Source organism: Burkholderia sp. AU31652, assembly GCF_002223155.1.
Lineage (GTDB): Bacteria > Pseudomonadota > Gammaproteobacteria > Burkholderiales > Burkholderiaceae > Burkholderia.
The window spans coordinates 1,627,186-1,644,150 of record NZ_NKFG01000005.1; the positions used below are offsets into that span (position 1 = coordinate 1,627,186).

At 65.8% G+C, this 16,965-nt stretch carries 16 protein-coding genes and 2 pseudogenes; 12 read left to right on the plus strand and 6 right to left on the minus strand.

Annotation, left to right across the window (positions count from 1 at the left end; translation table 11 throughout):
* Nucleotides 1–3 precede the first annotated feature (3 nt).
* The 7 genes and pseudogenes from CFB40_RS24870 (at nucleotide 4) to CFB40_RS24905 (ending at nucleotide 6,807) form a co-directional block, all read left to right on the plus strand.
* Complete coding sequence (locus tag CFB40_RS24870; RefSeq protein ID WP_089432667.1) at nucleotides 4–1,269, plus strand: VRR-NUC domain-containing protein; 1,266 nt, start codon at nucleotides 4–6, stop codon at nucleotides 1,267–1,269.
* Between the two features lie 38 nt (nucleotides 1,270–1,307).
* Nucleotides 1,308–2,651, plus strand: coding sequence for a type VI immunity family protein (locus CFB40_RS24875; RefSeq protein ID WP_089432668.1), 1,344 nt, complete (start codon nucleotides 1,308–1,310; stop codon nucleotides 2,649–2,651).
* A 1-nt stretch (nucleotide 2,652) separates the two neighbouring features.
* Nucleotides 2,653–3,249, plus strand: coding sequence for a hypothetical protein (locus CFB40_RS38170; protein ID WP_143329880.1), 597 nt, complete (start codon nucleotides 2,653–2,655; stop codon nucleotides 3,247–3,249).
* Nucleotides 3,250–3,353: 104 nt separating this feature from the next.
* Nucleotides 3,354–3,641, plus strand: a complete 288-nt coding sequence (locus CFB40_RS24885) for a PAAR domain-containing protein (protein WP_089432670.1) — start codon at nucleotides 3,354–3,356, stop codon at nucleotides 3,639–3,641.
* A gap of 66 nt (nucleotides 3,642–3,707) precedes the next feature.
* A pseudogene (locus CFB40_RS38175) lies at nucleotides 3,708–3,854 on the plus strand (cytochrome P460); the annotation flags it as partial.
* 416 nt (nucleotides 3,855–4,270) lie between these two features.
* Nucleotides 4,271–5,653 carry an amino acid permease gene (locus CFB40_RS24900; protein ID WP_089432672.1) on the plus strand — a complete coding sequence of 461 codons (1,383 nt, stop codon included), beginning with the start codon at nucleotides 4,271–4,273 and terminating at the stop codon, nucleotides 5,651–5,653.
* A gap of 218 nt (nucleotides 5,654–5,871) precedes the next feature.
* Nucleotides 5,872–6,807 (plus strand): universal stress protein, encoded by a 936-nt coding sequence (locus CFB40_RS24905; RefSeq protein WP_089427516.1) that lies wholly within the window; start codon nucleotides 5,872–5,874, stop codon nucleotides 6,805–6,807.
* 555 nt (nucleotides 6,808–7,362) lie between these two features.
* Here the strand turns inward: CFB40_RS24905 and CFB40_RS24910 are convergent.
* Together CFB40_RS24910 and CFB40_RS38180 are read right to left on the minus strand one after the other, a co-directional pair.
* Complete coding sequence (locus tag CFB40_RS24910) at nucleotides 7,363–7,797, minus strand: hypothetical protein (protein ID WP_089427515.1); 435 nt, start codon at nucleotides 7,795–7,797, stop codon at nucleotides 7,363–7,365.
* Between the two features lie 293 nt (nucleotides 7,798–8,090).
* Nucleotides 8,091–8,330 (minus strand): hypothetical protein, encoded by a 240-nt coding sequence (locus CFB40_RS38180; RefSeq protein ID WP_143329881.1) that lies wholly within the window; start codon nucleotides 8,328–8,330, stop codon nucleotides 8,091–8,093.
* Here CFB40_RS38180 and CFB40_RS24915 point away from each other — a divergent pair.
* Both CFB40_RS24915 and CFB40_RS24920 read left to right on the plus strand, forming a co-directional pair.
* On the plus strand, nucleotides 8,323–8,574 hold the full coding sequence (locus CFB40_RS24915) for a DUF3562 domain-containing protein (protein ID WP_089432673.1): 252 nt from the start codon (nucleotides 8,323–8,325) through the stop codon (nucleotides 8,572–8,574). The two genes, CFB40_RS38180 and CFB40_RS24915, sit on opposite strands and share 8 nt — an antisense overlap.
* A 351-nt stretch (nucleotides 8,575–8,925) precedes the next feature.
* Nucleotides 8,926–10,725: a methyl-accepting chemotaxis protein gene (locus tag CFB40_RS24920; protein ID WP_089427513.1), complete on the plus strand. Its 1,800-nt coding sequence runs from the start codon at nucleotides 8,926–8,928 to the stop codon at nucleotides 10,723–10,725.
* Between the two features lie 30 nt (nucleotides 10,726–10,755).
* Here CFB40_RS24920 and CFB40_RS24925 read toward each other — a convergent pair.
* Nucleotides 10,756–11,803: pseudogene (locus tag CFB40_RS24925) on the minus strand (sigma-54 interaction domain-containing protein).
* Nucleotides 11,804–12,187: 384 nt separating this feature from the next.
* Between CFB40_RS24925 and CFB40_RS24930 the strand changes: the two are divergent.
* Both CFB40_RS24930 and CFB40_RS24935 read left to right on the plus strand, forming a co-directional pair.
* Nucleotides 12,188–14,179, plus strand: coding sequence for a hybrid sensor histidine kinase/response regulator (locus CFB40_RS24930; protein WP_089432675.1), 1,992 nt, complete (start codon nucleotides 12,188–12,190; stop codon nucleotides 14,177–14,179).
* Between the two features lie 106 nt (nucleotides 14,180–14,285).
* Nucleotides 14,286–14,897 (plus strand): DUF4142 domain-containing protein, encoded by a 612-nt coding sequence (locus tag CFB40_RS24935; RefSeq protein WP_089429100.1) that lies wholly within the window; start codon nucleotides 14,286–14,288, stop codon nucleotides 14,895–14,897.
* Between the two features lie 12 nt (nucleotides 14,898–14,909).
* On the opposite strand, the gene CFB40_RS24940 is transcribed toward CFB40_RS24935, so the two are convergent.
* From CFB40_RS24940 to CFB40_RS24950, 3 genes are all read right to left on the minus strand, one after another.
* Entirely contained in the window at nucleotides 14,910–15,425 is a 516-nt protein-coding gene (locus CFB40_RS24940; protein ID WP_089427510.1) for a PRC-barrel domain-containing protein, read from the minus strand.
* A 37-nt stretch (nucleotides 15,426–15,462) separates the two neighbouring features.
* Nucleotides 15,463–15,894, minus strand: coding sequence for a CBS domain-containing protein (locus CFB40_RS24945; protein WP_089429099.1), 432 nt, complete (start codon nucleotides 15,892–15,894; stop codon nucleotides 15,463–15,465).
* Nucleotides 15,895–16,272: 378 nt separating this feature from the next.
* Complete coding sequence (locus CFB40_RS24950) at nucleotides 16,273–16,521, minus strand: hypothetical protein (RefSeq protein ID WP_089427509.1); 249 nt, start codon at nucleotides 16,519–16,521, stop codon at nucleotides 16,273–16,275.
* Between the two features lie 135 nt (nucleotides 16,522–16,656).
* Here CFB40_RS24950 and CFB40_RS24955 point away from each other — a divergent pair, with 135 nt between their 5' ends.
* Entirely contained in the window at nucleotides 16,657–16,956 is a 300-nt protein-coding gene (locus tag CFB40_RS24955) for a hypothetical protein (protein WP_089427508.1), read from the plus strand.
* The last annotated feature ends 9 nt before the right edge of the window (nucleotides 16,957–16,965 follow it).

Consider the following 16,965-nt stretch of genomic DNA (forward strand, 5'->3'; position numbering starts at 1 on the left):
ACAATGGGCGGATCACTTCAACCGGCTGGCGCGTGCGAAACAATCAAAGAGCGTGTACCTGAATACGCGCTTCTGCCGCCAGGAACCAAGGGATACTTGCAGGAGAAAGTCGAAACTGCACTGAAAACGGCGAAATACATTCCCGTCAAGTTGAGCGATGGATCGATCGTTCACCGGTTGCTCATGCAGTCCGCGATGAGTGTGCCGATGATGATCGAGGAAGAATTCAAGTGTAAGTGGCTATTCAAGTACAAGACCGAAGTGAGCTTCGACATGATGCCGTTCTTCGCGACAGGCGGCGTTGCCGCTCCGATTCCCTTCTTGAGTAATGAAAAGCCCCACGGTACAGAGCGCCGTCGAAGCCGGAACCCGTTTCCGCCCGGAGCGAAGGTAGGTGCTCTTCGTCGACCCGACGTGATCATTGTGGAAAGTGAGGCGATTCTCTGGCCCGGACGTGGAACCGTCGATCGCGAAGGCGGGCATCACGGCAACAATATGTTGCGATTGGTCGAAGTCAAATTCCCGGGTGACAATTGGGGGCCGGGGCAAGAGGAAGCTTACCGAGCGATTTCCGGCGACTTCAAAAACCGCATGACCGTTATTGATGTGACTGACTGCAATGGGGACTTGCAGAAAATCCCTAAGCCAGCGCCCATTCCCGCACCGAAAGCCAACGACGAGAAGGAGCGGCAGACAGTACCCATCCGCAGTATTCCCGCTGTCCCGCACCATGTCTGGTACGAGGACTGGTGGCAAAAGGCACATGAGTTCGGCGAAGAGGTTGAACACGCTGTCGCGCCTGTTTGGGATGCCGTTCATCGTGGGTATTCATACGTGTCCGCTGAAACTAGCGCGTTCCTGCATCAGCATGCGGCATGGATGTTTACGGCTGGTCAGTGGGTCGCCGACAAGGCGCATAGCGCTTGGATATGGGTTGACGAGACAGGGCACGAAATATTCCGCTACACGGCTGCGCAACTCAAGGCTGGGTGGGAGGCGATCGTACGTATGACCGATATGACGTGGGACGTGCTCACGCATATCGATTGGGCGCAGGTCGGCGTGACGCTGCTGAAGGGAGCCGCGATCGCGGTGGCCATTGTCGTCGGCGTCGCGATCGTCATATTGTTGTTACCTGAGTTGATCGCGATCTTTGCCGCGCTGTGTGCGATTATCGCGGCTGGTGCGGAAGCCGCTGCGGCATTGGCTGCAACCCTTGGTGTAGTGGTCGGCGGTGGGAGCGCAGTTGCGGCGCTTTCCGCAAGCTGAGTGAATTCATGTGCGATTGATCAATAGACGATCCGATTATGACTTTGAGTGATCCGAAACCTGTCTTGACGCCGTTGCAGGCGCTGTCCCGCTATCAGGAAGATTTGAGCGTGCGCCTTGCCGACAACTCGATGGGTGTGTTGCCGGGGGTCATCGGTACAGTGTTCTTTGAGCGTGGCTCGCAGCCTGGGGTGCGTCAGGCGATCCTTGACTGCTTTGACCGCTTCGCTGAAATGTTCGGCAAGCATCTTAAGGGCGGCAAGGATTCCGACCTTGGGAAATTCACGAAGCGAAACGAGAAGGGCGTTGAGAAGATTCGACGGGCGATCATCGATACGCCGTCCTATATGCAAGTCAGCGTGTTGCGTTCCAGCGCAATCGATCAAGACACAGCAGCGGAGTACTACATTGGGGTGCTAACCGGAATGGCACTTCAGGAGGACTATGTGTCGCCTACTGGACGATTGAGAGTACCTAAGGGAAGGGAGACGGGTTTATCGCAACTGAAGTTTAATGTGCCGATGAACTTGGTCACTACCGACGAGGGTATCGCGGAGTACGAGGAATTTCTGCGTTTTGTGTGTAACAAACTCATGGTTCGTGGCGGCTATGGTGGGCTTGCGCCTGTTCTTGCGTACAGCTACCACCGATATATGCCGCAAGAATGGGCACTTGCGGAACGTTTCAGCGGATTAGACATTGACAGTACCGCGCACCTGCAGAAGCAAGAGTACGACCCGGTGTCCTACGAAGGCGAATCCAAGGACGATCTAACCGCCTCCTATGATCATTTGCATCCCGGCGCGAAAGTTGGTCGGTGGGGCTTCATCAAAGGGGTGAACTGGTACACGATTCTAGGCGAACTGTTCATCGAGCGCTTGGGTGGCGAGGCGGCGATCCGGGAAAAGCTTGATCGTCCCGATATTCAAATCGAGCGCGCGAATGCGTGTCTGATGATCCGTGCGGGTGACTTCCCCCGTCTCGGTGCTCCCGAAGAAGGTTTGCCCGAGCCGTACGTATTCGTGAACAGCGTCCTGCGTGTGCTGCGCGATCCGAAACCCGACGCGCTACATACCTATATTCCCGATCTTCCGAGCGCGGATGTGAAGAACGCACGCAAGTGGGTAGCTCGGTTTGATTTGCCTGATGCCCCGCCGATTCCTGAGCCGCCGACGATCGTTCCGCCGCCGGTGAGTCGCGAACCTGCCCGCAGGAGCGTGCGGGGCGGCAACCCGTGCCCTGAAGCTGGCTGGTGGCACACGCCAGCGAAGTCGAGAAGCCGCCGTTACTTCGAAGCCGGCGAAATCATGCCGGTGATCGAGGGGAGTTCGTGGGGCACTACGAATTGGCACTGGTCGCCGGACGAGAAGCAAGGCGGGTAACGTGGCTTATTCGATCCGAGGGGGACGCATGGCGGATGAGATTGAAGTGATCGTCAGGAAAAATATTTCAGGTGTATGCGATTCGTTTGTCTTGAGTACAGTGTGTACCGCGCTCAAGGACAACGGTTTTGTCGAGGCTGCGGGGCAGAATCTGTCCTGCGTCCGAGCAATTCATAGAGCCAGTGAGCGAATTTGTCCGGAAGTCATTAAAACAAACTTGCGATTCCAAATGTATTTGGCTGAGCGCATCATGGCGGCGAGCGTGAGGCCGCAGCGACACTGGCTTATCGAGGAGCTTGAGAATTTGGATTCGTGTGTCGATAGATGCCACATTCTCAAGCAAGCAATTACACCGAAAACGTCTCTGCTGACGTTGGTTTGGGGAATTCCTGCTCTTTTTGCGGATGTTGCGTTAGGGATTCGATTCAACTTTTTTCGTCAATTTACTGCGCACGGGAAGCTCGACAGGCTGTTGGAAGAGCATGTGAACTCTGAGAAAATTGACGAGCGTGTGATATTCGAAGAGTTGCTGTCTGGAAATGACGGGGTTCCAGCACGATACCGTCAGGGAGTTGAAGAGGCTTTGAGGACATATTGATCTAAGCAGGGGCATGGCTACTTCAAGGCTGGCGAAGTTACGCTTGTCATCGAAAGGAGCCAGCGGGGTGCGGTACCAGAGGAAAATACACCAGCTAACCGATCATGACTCGATACCTGATTCTCGACGGTGATCACACTACAGTGGCGGGAACGGTGCAAGCCAAGGCTACGCCGTTCGCGCTTGACGGCAGGCACATCGCGCACGAGAACGATGATGTGTTCTGCCCGGTGTGCAAGATGATCGGCAAAATTCAATGCGTTGGTCCGCGACTTCCAATGACCGGGCCAGACGGTCGTCGCGTAGCGCTGAGTGACGATCTGTGCGTTTGCAAGTGTCCGGTGCCACCGCTGCTCATCGCGTCGCAGCACCTCATGTCGGTTGATGTCTGAAGCGACAGTCATTGGTTGCGAATGTAGCCGCCAAGAACGTCAACAAGTACAAAGGGGATGGTATGGGCCACCGCGAAGCGCCTGATCGCGAAGATGCAGCGCAAGAAGATGATCCACAACATCCGTGCGCTGAAGGGTGGCCTCGACGCATGGGAGAAGCACGGCTATCCGGTCGAGCCGATGCCGACTGATCCCGATGCGTCGCGCGCATTCGAATTCCACTACCGGTTTCACGCCCCGCGATTTTCCCGAAAATCGACTGGCGTGAAACTGCTGATCCTCCCTATAATCCCGCCTGCATATTGCGTGCGCCTGATCGCGCACCTTCGACGCGTGTTCGTTCGCGCCGAAAGCGATTGATCCCGTCGCCGTCCGTCACGCGCACAGCCGCGTCGAACGGGCCGCGCGGGCGTATTCCGTGAAAGGCCCGATCCGTTTTCCGGATTGTTCCGGAACACACGGATAATCCGCGGCGATTCCCATCGGATTGACGCAATATCCGTGTCGTTTCTAATTTGGAAAACGCCAGCGGAGATTATTTCGTTTTCGGCATGCCGGGATCGGCATGAACGGTCGCGCATTGACATCGACAATGACGGCGGCTCGTTCACGGCTGCCAGGAGACGGACTTGAAACAACCAGAAGACCAGTTGCATAGAGGATTGGAAGAGCGGCACATCAACCTGATGGCGCTCGGCGCGACGATCGGCGTCGGCCTGTTCCTCGGCTCGGCCAGCGCGATCCGCGTCGCCGGCCCGGCCATCCTGCTGACCTACCTGCTGGGCGGCATCGCGATTTTCCTGATCATGCGCGCGCTCGGCGAGATGGCGATCGCCAATCCCGTCGCCGGCGCGTTCAGCCGCTACGCACGCGACTACCTCGGGCCGCTCGCCGGCTATCTGACCGGCTGGACCTACTGGTTCGTGTGGATCGTCACCTGCATGGCGGAAATCACGGCGGTCGGCGTCTACATGCACATGTGGTTCCCCGCCGTGCCGAACTGGATCTGGGCGCTCGCGGCGCTCATGGCGATGGGCTCGGTGAACTTCATCGCGGTCAAGCTGTACGGGGAATTCGAGTTCTGGTTCGCGCTGATCAAGATCGTCACGATCGTGCTGATGATCATCGGCGGCGGGTTGATGATCGCGTTCGGCATCGGCAACGGCGGTGTCGCGATCGGCCTGTCGAACCTGTGGGCGCACGGCGGTTTCATGCCGAACGGCATCAACGGCGTGGTCGCCGCGTTGCCGATCGTGATGTTCGCGTATCTCGGCGTCGAGATGCTCGGCCTCACTGCCGGCGAGGCGCGCAACCCGGAGAAGTCGCTGACGAAGGCCGTGAACTCGGTGTTCTGGCGCGTGCTGATTTTCTACATCGGTGCGCTGTTCGTGATCATGTCGCTGTATCCGTGGGACCAGATCGGCACCCAGGGCAGCCCGTTCGTGATGACGTTCTCGCGGCTCGGCATCCCGGCGGCGGCCGGCATCATCAACTTCGTCGTGCTGACCGCGGCGCTGTCGTCGTGCAACAGCGGCCTGTTCAGCACCGCGCGGATGCTCTACAACCTCGCGCAGCAGGGTCAGGCGCCGAGCAAGCTCGGCCAGGTCAATCGCAACGGCGTGCCGGTGTACGGCGTGATCGTGTCGGTCGCGCTGCTGCTGATCGGCGTGCTGCTCAACTATCTCGCGCCGCAGCACGTGTTCACGTGGCTCACGTCGGTGTCGACGTTCGGCGCGATCTGGACGTGGTGCGTGATCCTGATCGCGCAGATGCGCTTTCGCCGCACGCTGTCGGCCGACAAGATCGCGCGCCTGCCGATCCGCGTGCCGTTCTATCCGCTCGGTTCGTTCGTCGCGCTCGGCTTTCTCGTGCTGGTCGTCGTGCTGATGGCGTTCACGCCCGACACGCGCGTCGCGCTCGTGATCGGGCCCGTATGGATCGTGCTGCTCGGCGTCACGTATGCGCTGTTCTACGCGAACCGTCCGGCGGCATCGGTGCCGACCAAGTCGTAAGCAGCAGGGGCAGGGGCCCGCGCGACCCTTGATCGCGATCATGCACGCGCGGGCCGGACGACCTATGCTGAACGAATCGATTGTCCGCGTTTCGCGTGGCAACCCGCCGATCCCCGTGACCGCCGCGACCGCGGCGGTGGCCCGGCCGCCGTGCGCCGCTTCCGCGCGAAGCTCCCGTCGTCGTTCCGCGACGACGCGCACGCACGGAGGCCTTCGCCATGCAGCCTGCCCAGCCCAGCCCGACGCTTGCGCGGATCGCGCTGGCCGTCGATCCGACGCCCGAATCGCTGTCCGCCGCGCGCTATGCGCGCACGCTGCTGCGCCCCGGCATGCGATTGCGCATCGTCTGCGCCATCGACAACCCGCGCCTCGTGTTGCCCGACATCCCGCGCATCGACGCACTGCTGACGTCCGCGCGCGAGGACATGATGCGCGAGGCGCACGCCATCAACGAACGGATCGCGGCAATGTTCGCCGGCAGCGGTGTCGAGGTCGAGCAGGCCATCATCGATACGTCGGTGACGGGCGGCTCGGTGGCCGATGCGTTGGTGGGCGATACGTCGGCATGGCGCGCGGACGTGCTGATGGTCGGCGCGAATCCGCATCACGGGCTGCTGCGGCTCGTCGAAGGCGCGATGTCGGACACGTTGACGACCCGCGTGCGCTGCGCGCTGCTGATCGTGCCGGCCGCCTACGTGCGGCCGTCGGACGGCGGCCTGCAGCGGCTGATGTTCGCGGTCGACGGCAGCGAGCCGTCGCTGCACGCGGTGCGCGTCGGGCTCGGCTTCGCGACGCCGACGACGTTGCTGTACGCGGCGTACGTGATCGATCGCGCGGTTCGTCTGACGGATATCGTGCCGGTGCGCGCGCTCGAGGATGCCTATCGCGCGGAGGGCGAGGATGCGCTCGCGAAGATCGGTCCGCTGTTCCATGCGACCGGGAACCCGAGCAAGCGCGGTGTCGTCGAAACCCGCCCGACCAGCGACGACGTGGCTCATGCGCTGATGCGCGACGCCGTGCACTGGCGTGCCGAACTGCTGGTGGTCGGCACGCATGGCAGGCGCGGCATCGCCGCCTGGCTGATCGGCAGCGTGGCGCGCCGCATTGCGCATCTCGCCCAGGTGCCGGTGCTGCTCGTGCGCGGTACCGAATAAAGCGCGCGGTGTCGCGATCGAAGCAGGCTTGGCTTGACCTGCATCAGAAACGGCGCGCCTCGCGCGTGAGACATTGTCGGAACAACCGGCAACACGGCCGGTCTGTCGTGCATGTACCGCGCAGCCACGCTGCAACACGCGTGTTGATGGCCGCGATCGACGGTGCATTCACAGCCGTGACATCAATTTCCGGAGCCGCGACGTGCGATGCACGGCGCGTCGTCCGACAGAGAACTCTCTGGCACGAGGGTAGGCAGCCACGGTTGCCTTGGAGGACGGACGGGGTGGAAGTCACCCCGTCCGCTTTCCGCGTTCGTGTTGTAGTTGGCCCCGTCTGAATTGCCTTCCCCGCAGGAATCGTCGTCATGGCGGCCGTGTCGAACGGCGCGTCATGACGCGTGATGGCGCGCGGTGGCGCCGATGCGGATCGGTGAGGATCGCGCCAGGTGCGCCGCTCGCTGTAGTACAGGCGCGGCGTGCGGCAGGCGCTGCCGACGTCGTGAGATGTTCAGCCGTTGCACGGCCCCCGTGCCGTGCAACGGCACGCCAGCATGCTCAGGTGAAGCGAAGCATCGACCGCAGGTCGTGCCGTCGGCCGGGAGCGCGGCGCACCCGCGGACGCTGATGCCCGACATGCAGCGGCGCGCACGCGCTGCACGTGCGGTTGCGCAGGCGGTTCGCGTGCGGCCAGCCGGGGCGCGCCTTGCGACGTGGCTCGGCATCGGCCGGCGCGTCGGGTGCGGCCCGCGCGCAGAGTGCCGCGGCGAACCGTTGCAACGCGAGCACCGAGCCCGCGACGCTCTGGTACTTTTCGCGGCCGATCTGCCCGTCGAGCGTGACGAGCAATCCGGCCTCGCGTGCCAGCGCAAGCAAGGTGTCGATATTGTCGGACGGAAGGTTGCCCGCCGACACGGCCTGGGCGGGCAGGGCGCGCGCTTTGCCCGACGCGCGCCGCTGGCCGTCCCGGCCCGGTAAGTTGCGATGTGCCATGGTTGGTCTCCTGCGCCAGGCCCCGCATGCCGGCTCGACGGCCGGCTGAGCGATGACCCGTATGAACGTTTCGTCCATGTCACCAGTATCGTGTCGCGCCCGTGCGCTGCCAAGCAGCGCGCGCTGAAGTCGCTGTCAGGTAATGCGCGGCGCCTATAGGAATCCGCTGACACGCCGGCGCGTTCGTTCGGACGAATGGGGCGCGCGCGGAGGGGATCGCTTGACGCATGATTTCGGCCGGTCTAACTTGGCCAGTGCATCGGCGTCGGGCGGCGTTCCATCGTCGGCCTGTGTCAGTCGGTGCCGCGCCCCGGGGTGGCGTGGCAGGGCTTCCAGTCTCGTTCGCGGGCAGTTTGCGCCGCGAATCTTGCGCGGCCGGTTCGGGGACGGATCGGCACGGCGGCACGCAACGTGCCGTTGATCGCGCACAAACATGCGCCGGTGCATCGCACGCCGCGCCGCCGTTCAGTCTTTAAGCTTCCGGTACCTTCTTCTTTTCGTTCCTCGACCGTCAGGAGTCCGTCGATGTCCAAGGACAGTTTGCTCGATTCACTCAAGGAAGCCGCCAAACAGCGCGCAATCGGTTCGGATCAGTTGCGTGCGATGCTCGACGACGAAGTGCACGCGCTGTCGTCCGACGCGCGGGTGCACGACTACATCCACGTATTCGCGATCCGGCACCTGCGCGAACGGATGCGCCGGCAGGACGATCTCCACGACGACACGCGTGCCGATGCGCCCGCGGACGCCGATCCGCGTCCGAGCCATCGCCTGTGACGGGCGAGCGCCGCGGCTGATGCCGCGGACGTGACATGATCCGTGGCCGGGGGCAGGGCCCGGGCCGGATCCTGATCGACATTCATGAGTCGGTCGGCAGCAAACCGGGCCCGTTCCAACGCGCTTCTTGATCGCCGTGCCCGGGATCGACGATGCCGTCGTCGCGTCCGCGGGCGGTGGGCGCACGGCGCCATGCAGCGCGGGCATCCTGACGATTCGCTGACAACCCGCGTTGCGTTTTGTCATACGTTTCACTGAATTGTCACAGCGGCCTCAAGTAAGTGGCGCGATTGCCGTTTACTCGGTGAATTCGTCCACCGGGCGTTCGCGCTCCCTTACCGAGTCGTTGCCATGCTCTCGTCCATCCGCGCCCGCATCCTTGCCGCGTGCGTCGCCATCGTCGTATTCGCGCTGGTCGCCACCACGCTCATCAACTATTTCATCGCGCGCTCGTACAACGACGACGCGATCGACCGCAACCTGACCTCCGTCGCCAGCGGCCACGTCGTCGGGATCGCCGACTGGGTCGCCACCCGGAGCCGGATGATCGCGTCGCTGCAGGATGCCGCGCTGACGACCGACCCGCTGCCGGTGTTCAAGCAGATGGCCACGGCCGGCGGTTTCACGAACGTCTACGCGGGCTACGCCGACAAGGCGTTCCACTTCTCCGACCCGACCGGCATTCCGCCCGACTACGATCCGACCGGCCGCCCGTGGTACAAGCAGGCCGCGCAGGCCGGCAAGCCGGTCGTCACGCCGCCGTACGTCGACGCCGGCACGGGCAACCTCGTCGTCACGTTCGCGGTGCCGATCCTGCGCGACGGCGCGGTGAAGGGCGTCGTCGCGGCGGACGTCTCGATGGACACCGTGATCGCGAACGTGAAGACGATCCACCCGACGCCCGCGAGCTTCGGGATGTTGATCGACAGCAACGGCCACGTGGTTGCCCACCCGGACCCGAAGCTCACGTTGAAGCCGGTCGCCGACGTGTCGCCCGAACTCGGCGCGACGAACGGCGCGACGATCGCGGCCGCGGCCGCGCCCGTCGAGGTGACGGTCGGCGGCGACGCGAAGCTGGTGCGCGCGCGCCCCGTGCCGGGCACGGACTGGTACGCGCTGGTGCTGCTCGACAAGAACGAAGCGACGGCCGGGATGCGCTCGCTGCTGACCGCGTCCCTGATCACGCTGCTCGTGATCGTCGGCGTGGCGTCGCTGATCATCGGCGCGATCACCGCGACCGCATTCCGTCGCCTGTCGCAAGTGCGCCAGGCCATGGCCGCGATCGGCTCGGGCGCCGGCGACCTGACGCAGCGCCTGCCGGCCGACGGACGTGACGAAGTGGCCGACATCGCCCGCTCGTTCAACAGCTTCGTCGACAAGCTGAACGACGTGATGCGCCAGATCCGCGACGCGAGCGAATCGGTGCGCACGGCCGCGAACGAGATCGCGGCGGGCAACCAGGACCTGTCGTCGCGCACCGAATCGGCGGCGGCGAGCCTCGAGGAAACGGCTGCGTCGATGGAAGAGATCACCGCGACGGTGGGTCAATCGGCCGCCGCCGCCGGCCAGGCCGACGAACGTGCGGCGGCCGCGTCGCGGATCGCGTCGCACGGCGGCGTGGTCGTGTCGGACGTCGTCGCGACGATGGAGAAGATCGAGGAAGCCTCGGGCCGCATCGGCGACATCATCGGCGTGATCGACGGGATCGCGTTCCAGACCAACATCCTCGCGCTGAACGCGGCCGTCGAAGCGGCGCGCGCGGGCGAGCAGGGCCGTGGCTTCGCGGTCGTCGCGCAGGAAGTGCGCAGCCTCGCGCAACGCAGCGCGCAGGCCGCGCGCGAAGTGAAGGTGCTGGTCGAATCGACGGTCGCGAGCGTGTCGGCCGGGTCCGGGCAGGTGCGTCAGGCGGGCGACACGATGCGCGAGATCGTGTCCAACGTGTCGAACGTGACGACGATCATCTCCGAGATCACGCACGCGGCGAACGAGCAGACGCGCGGCATCCAGGAAGTGAATCGCGCGGTCACGCAACTCGACGAAATGGTGCAGCAGAACGCGGCGCTCGTCGAACAGTCGACCGCCGCCGCGACCGCGTTGCAGTCGCAGGCGAACGCGCTGGCGACCACGGTCGGGCGGTTCAAGGTCGCTTGACGCGGCGCGTGCGAAAGACGGCCGCGCCGCTCAGGAGTGGCCGTTGTCGCGCATCAGCGCGAGCCGGTTGTAGAGCGTTTTCAGGCTGATCCCGAGCGCTTTCGCGGCGCGCGGCTTGTTGCCGTCGAAGTGGCGCAAAGTTGCCGCGATGAAGCGCTGCTGCGCATGGTGCAAGGTCGCGCCGAGCGGCAGCGCCATCGTGTTCTCCGACAGGCGCTCGGGCGGCATCGCCGGCTTCGGCAGCGTGACGTCGATGCCTTCGTCCGCCAGGATGTACGCGCGCTCGATCGTGTTGTGCAGCTCGCGGACGTTGCCGGGCCACGAATACGCGCGCAGCGCGGCGATCGCCGCGTCGGTCAGCCGCTTGTGCGCATGGTGCCGCGCGTTGAGCGCGTCGACGAATTCCAGTGCGATCGTCTCGATGTCGCTGTCGCGCTGGCGCAGCGGCGGCACGTACAGCGCAAACGCGGCGAGACGGTAGAACAGGTCCTCGCGCAGCCGGCCGTCGCGCACGGCTTCGGCCGGGTTGTGGCGCGTCGCCGACACGATGCGCACGTCGAGCGGAATCGGCTCGGTGCCGCCCACCCGGACGATCACGTTCGATTCGATCGCCCGCAACAACTTCACCTGCAATGGCGCGGGCATTTCCGCGATCTCGTCCAGCAGCAGCGTGCCGCCGCGCGCGGCTTCGAAGAAACCTTTGCGCTGCGCGATTGCACCCGTGAAGCTGCCTTTCTCGTGCCCGAACAATTGCGATTCCGCGATATCGGGCGGAATCGCGCCGCAGTTCACGGGGACGAACGGGCCGTCGCACCGGGCACTGAGGTCGTGCAGCCGGCGCGCGACGATATCCTTGCCGACCCCGCTTTCGCCGGCAATCATCACGCTGGCGCGGGTCGGGGCGATCTTCTCGATGCGGCCGAGCAGCGTGCGCATCGCGGTGGACTCGCCGGACAACCGGCGGCCGTCCGCACGTTGCTTCGACCGGTTTGCGGTTTCTCCCATTGGCATGGATCGGCATGGGTGGGGCCGTTTTGAAAATCGGCACCACGCGCTCCGTTGATTGCAATATTTTCATCGACAGCGAAACGACCACGAAGGTGCCGCAAAATAGAAATTTCCAATGTGCGCGGCGGGGACGGAAGAGAGAGGCCATCGATTCCTGACGCGCATCGCGGCATTTCTGTGCCATCCAGGGTCGTATCGGTGCTTTTTACAGAATTTTGATGAAAAAACTGGTCGTGACCATCGTGCGTTGATGCGACGCGCGACACCGGCTGGCGCTCAACCCGATACGGCACGCCCGACAGCCAGGGAGTCAGGCAGGCAGCCTTCCGCGATCCGCGCCGGGCATGCAGCTTGCGAATCCCGTCAGGCTCGCCCGGCACGCTCGACGGCAGGCCGGATGGTCGACCCCCGGCATGACGCCGTGCGACCGGAGCCGGCGCGAGGCAAGGATGCAATGAGGACCCTGACACGTGAGCTGTTACGGCAGGGTGCATGGATCGTGCTGGCCGTCGGGCTGGCGTCCGCGCTGCAGGCGTGGGCGGTTCGCGTCGTCGGCGAGCACGCGCCATTTGCGCCGCTGCCCTTTTATGCAGGCGTTGCGGCTGCCGCATGGCTGACGTCGTTCGGCGGCGGGCTGGTCGCGGCCGCGTTGAGCGTGGCCGTGATCGGCACGCTGTGGTGGCGTGATGCGCCGCTGGCCGAGCTGCTCGCGCAAGCCGGCGCATTCGTCGCGATCAGCTTCGTCGAGTGCGTGCTCGTGATGGCCGTGAAGCCGCTGCTCGCGAACGATCGTCTGCGCGAACCCGATGACGACGGCGACGCCGATGCCCGCGAGCCGCATCGCGAGCCGGCGCCGGCCGCACGCGTGCCGGTACCCGACGACCGCCTGCTGCGCCGTGTGGTCGACGCTTCGCCCGACGCGATCGTCGGGGTCGATGCCGCACGCCGGATCACGAGCTGGAATCCGGCCGCGCGCCGGATCTTCGGCATCGACGCGGCGCAGGCCGCCGGGCGCGACATCGCCGCGATGATCGCGCCGCGCTGGTTGCGGCGCCATCCGTTGCCCGCGTCGTTCGCGAACCTGCACGCGCCGGTCGGTCCGCTCGACGTGCTGTGCGTGCGACGCGACGGCGGCCGTTTTCGGGCGACCTTCGCCGCCTCGCCGATGGTCGATGCGCAGGGCAACTGCACGGGCCTGTCGATGACGCTGCGCGATGCGCACGAACGGCGCCGCGGCGAGCGGCGCAACCTGCGCTCGCTGCGCGGCGCGCGCGACGCACGCGCCCAGGCGGACACGTCGAACCGGCTGAAGGACGAACTGCTGGCCACGGTGTCACACGAACTGCGCACGCCGCTGAACGTGATCTACGGCTGGATCGAGGTGCTGCGCAACGTCGACGGCCAGGGGCTCGCGCAACAGGCCGTCGACGCGATCGATCGCAGCGCGCGGTCGCTGTCGCACATGGTGGCCGACCTGCTCGATGCATCGTCGCTCGCGACCGGCCGGTTGCGCCTCGAGCGCGTGCCGGTCGATCTCGTGCGGGTCGTGCGCGATGCCACGCGTGAACTCGACGCGACGGCCCAGGCGAGCGGGCTCGAGCTGTCGACCCACTACGCGATGCCGACCTGCGTGATTCCGGCGGACCGCGAGCGCGTGCGCCAGCTCCTGTCGAACCTGCTGTCGAATGCGATCAAGTTCACGCCGCCGGGCGGGCGCATCGCCGTGTCGCTGGCCCGGGCAGGCGAGCGCGTGCGGCTGTCGGTCGCCGATACGGGGCAGGGCATTGCGCCGGAATACCTGCCGCACCTGTTCGAGACGTTCAGCCGGCCCGAACGCGCATTCGCGTCGCCGGAGCGCGGCCTCGGGCTCGGCCTGTCGATCGTGCGCCACATCGCGCAACTGCACGGCGGCGATGTCGTGGCGACGAGCGCCGGCCCCGGGCGCGGGACGACCGTCACGGTCACGTTGCCGGCTGGCTGGGACATCGACGATCCGGCCGACAACCTGCTGCACGCGGCGGACACGCCGGACCCGGTGACGCTCGACGGCCAGCGCGTGCTCGTCGTCGACGACGACGCGACATCGCGCGCGAGCCTTGCCGCGGCCCTCGAAACGATGGGCGCGCAGGTGTCGACCGCGCAGTCGGGGCACGACGCGCTCGACGCGGTGGAACGGCAGGCGCCGAACGTCGTGCTGTCGGATCTCGCGATGCCGGACGGTGACGGCTTCTGGCTGCTCGACCGTATCCGTCATTTGCCGGGCAGCAGCGGGCATCTGCCCGTCGTCGCGGTCACGGCCCACGCCGGCAACGCCGACCGGCACCGCGTGATGGCGGCCGGGTTCGACGCGTACCTGCGCAAGCCGGTGGACATGCCGACGCTGGCGAGCGTGATCGCCGATGTCGCGCCGGACGCCGCGCACGATCGGAAAGGGCGCGGCCAGTAGCAGCCGGCGTGGCGGCTCGCCGGGTCATGACGAAGGAAGGCGGCGCGACGGACGCAACGGCAACCCGCGCGGCCGGGCCGCCCTGTCGCGCCACACGGAGGTCCGGATGAAAACGAATCGACTTCATCGGCCAGCGGTGATCGTGCTGGCCGCGACCGTCGGCGCCTCGATCGCCGTACTCGCCCATGCGCAGGCGTTACCCGCTTCGTCGGCCCAGGTCGCGCCCGGCGTCATCCGCCCCGGCACGACGCCCGACGAGGCCGGCATGACCCAGCGGCCGACCGGTATCGATGTCGAATTCATCGACAAGGCCGGCATGATCGGCAAGGTGGCGCGGCAGGCCGGCCAGCTCGCGCTCGACCGCTCGTCGAACCCCAACGTGAAGGCGTTCGCCCGCCGGATGGTCGACGATCACGGACGGCTCGCCGGCGAATTGCGGGAGCTCGGCGCGACCAAGGGCGTACCGGTCCAGTCGCGGATGCTCGTCGATCCGGCCGTGACCGCGTTGCGAACCAAGGAAGGGCATGCGTTCGATACGGCCTATGTCGCGCTGGCGGGCCCGCGCGCGCATGAAGAAGCGATCAGGCTCTACGAAACAGAGGCGCGGAACGGCCGCGATCCGCAGCTTCGCGCGTTCGCGGCCCACGCGTTGCCGACGCTGAAGGCGCACCTGGCCGCCGCCCGGCAACTCGCGCAGACGGTGGCGGCCGCACACTGAGCGCCGATTGCGCTACCGCTTGCCGCCGTCAGGGCTTTCAGGGGCGTCGGGGCCGCCCGGCGACGCCTCATGCGGCGGAGCATCCAGCGCCGTTTCACCTTCCTCGATCAGCCAGTACGGCGAACTGCCATAGTACGCATGCAGCGCCTCGGCCCATTCCGGATCGGCCATGGCGGGCCAGCGCTTCCGGTCGAAGCCGGGGGCTTCGCGCACGCGTTCGGTGGCGACGGGCAACACGAAGCAGCGGCGCTCGACGTCGAGCACGAGCACGTTCCACGGCACCGCGAGCAGCTTGTCGCCGCTCCCGGGCGGGTTGCCCGCCGACACGACCGCATACGCGATCCGGCCGGAGCGCACGTCGAGCATGATGTCGGCGACCTGGCCGATGTCGTCGCCGTCCATCGTCAGCACGCGATCGCCTTCGAGCGTGCGGGCGGCCATCACGTCGGGCCCCGGCCCGCCGCCGGCCGTGCGGCGGTTGCCGCCGACGATGCGCGTGTCGTCACGCGACGGTCTGTCCGTTGTCATCGAACACCTCCTGGTCGAAGCGGCACCCGGGCGCCGGTCAGCGCCGGCGCGGCAGTGACACGTCCTCGAGCGTATTGGCCAGCTCGTCGCGCTCGGGGCCGCCGGCGCGCGTCGCGATGTCGCCGAGCGACACGATGCCGACCAGCCGCCGGTTGCGGTCGAGCACCGGCATCCGATGCAACTGCACGTCGGCCATCCGCTGCTGGACGTCGCCGACACCGTCGTCCTCGACGCACCACTGCACGGGTTGGGACGCGACCGCCTGCACGGGCGTATCGGACGAATGGCCGTGCGACAGTCCGCGCACCGCGAGGTCGCGGTCGGTCACGATCGCGACGAGTTCGGCGCCGTCGCAAACGGGCAGCACGCCGATATCGAAGCGCTGCATCAGTTCGGCCGCGTGGCGAATCGTGTCGGTCGGCGCGACGCACACCACGTCGCGCGACATGATCTCGGTGACGCGATACATGAACGTCTCCTTCGTGAGCAAGACTATCGGGGAGCAGATGGCGTGCCGCGCACGGGCCGCACACGCCGGGCCTGGGGCCAGCGCAAGCCCGCCACTAGCGTGAACGGGCCGCGCCGGCCAGGCGACGGAGAAATTTGCCAGCCCGCTTGTACATCTTCCACGGCGACAGCCGCGAGCGGGCGGGGCAGGACCTCAGTGGCCGATGCCCGTCATCGCGACGATCGCGAGCACCACCGCGCTTTCGATCGCCGCCAGCGCGGCAACGCCGGCGGCGCCGCTGATTTCATGCCATCTACGTTCAAGGCGTTTCATCAGATCAACTCCAGATTGCTCCGGCACGCGGCTGCGCCGCCGCGCAGCGCGGGCCGGTTGCCGCCGTCAGCCGTGATCGCGGGGCGGTGAAGGGACGTCCGGCGAGCGGCGTTCGTGCTTGCCGGATGGCTTGGCAGGATCGATACGGGTCGCGCCGCCCACGGCGGGCGGGTCGCTGGCCGGAAACGTCTCCTCGAGGCCCTCGTCGATGCGTTCCTCCGTCTTGTCTTTGGACGGCGGACGCGACGTGGCGAGCCAGAGCAGTCCGGCAGCCGGTGACACGGCGTCGTGGCGGCCGGGGGCGTGAACGGTCATGGTCGAACCTCCTTGGTCATGGATAGAGGCGCAAGCGCCATGCCTGCGCGGGCCGTCGGCACGACGGTTGCGCGTTGGCGAAACCGCACGCTGCGCAGTCACGCGCGCCGTCGGCGTGGTTGAGAGGACATCGTGATGAATGCATCCAGGGAAAGAATACGTTACGACGCGAACGTATGCGGCGGCGATTTCGCCCACCTGCGCGAGCGTTTCGACACGTGGAAGCGCGAGTCGCGGGTCTATCGGCCCGAGCGGCGCATGTTCGACGGCAAGGACGAGGTGCGCGAACTGAACGACACCGTCTACGACGGCCCCGAGCGCGCGCAGCGGGCGCTCGTCGCGGAATGCACGCCGTCCGACCGGTTCGCGCTCGCGGCCCGGCTGACCGCAGAAGGCCGCACGATGTGGCTGGTGATGGCGGCCTACGACGACTGAGCGCACGAC

Excerpts from the sequence above, each read along its gene's own strand:
- CFB40_RS24870 (WP_089432667.1), top strand. The coding sequence starts at position 4 with ATGGGCGGATCACTTCAACCGGCTGGCGCGTGCGAAACAATCAAAGAG.
- CFB40_RS24875 (WP_089432668.1), top strand. The coding sequence starts at position 1,308 with ATGACTTTGAGTGATCCGAAACCTGTCTTGACGCCGTTGCAGGCGCTG.
- CFB40_RS24885 (WP_089432670.1), top strand. The coding sequence starts at position 3,354 with ATGACTCGATACCTGATTCTCGACGGTGATCACACTACAGTGGCGGGA.
- CFB40_RS24905 (WP_089427516.1), top strand. The coding sequence starts at position 5,872 with ATGCAGCCTGCCCAGCCCAGCCCGACGCTTGCGCGGATCGCGCTGGCC.
- CFB40_RS24910 (WP_089427515.1), bottom strand. The coding sequence starts at position 7,797 with ATGGCACATCGCAACTTACCGGGCCGGGACGGCCAGCGGCGCGCGTCG.
- CFB40_RS24915 (WP_089432673.1), top strand. The coding sequence starts at position 8,323 with ATGTCCAAGGACAGTTTGCTCGATTCACTCAAGGAAGCCGCCAAACAG.
- CFB40_RS24920 (WP_089427513.1), top strand. The coding sequence starts at position 8,926 with ATGCTCTCGTCCATCCGCGCCCGCATCCTTGCCGCGTGCGTCGCCATC.
- CFB40_RS24930 (WP_089432675.1), top strand. The coding sequence starts at position 12,188 with ATGAGGACCCTGACACGTGAGCTGTTACGGCAGGGTGCATGGATCGTG.
- CFB40_RS24935 (WP_089429100.1), top strand. The coding sequence starts at position 14,286 with ATGAAAACGAATCGACTTCATCGGCCAGCGGTGATCGTGCTGGCCGCG.
- CFB40_RS24940 (WP_089427510.1), bottom strand. The coding sequence starts at position 15,425 with ATGACAACGGACAGACCGTCGCGTGACGACACGCGCATCGTCGGCGGC.
- CFB40_RS24945 (WP_089429099.1), bottom strand. The coding sequence starts at position 15,894 with ATGTATCGCGTCACCGAGATCATGTCGCGCGACGTGGTGTGCGTCGCG.
- CFB40_RS24950 (WP_089427509.1), bottom strand. The coding sequence starts at position 16,521 with ATGACCGTTCACGCCCCCGGCCGCCACGACGCCGTGTCACCGGCTGCC.
- CFB40_RS24955 (WP_089427508.1), top strand. The coding sequence starts at position 16,657 with ATGAATGCATCCAGGGAAAGAATACGTTACGACGCGAACGTATGCGGC.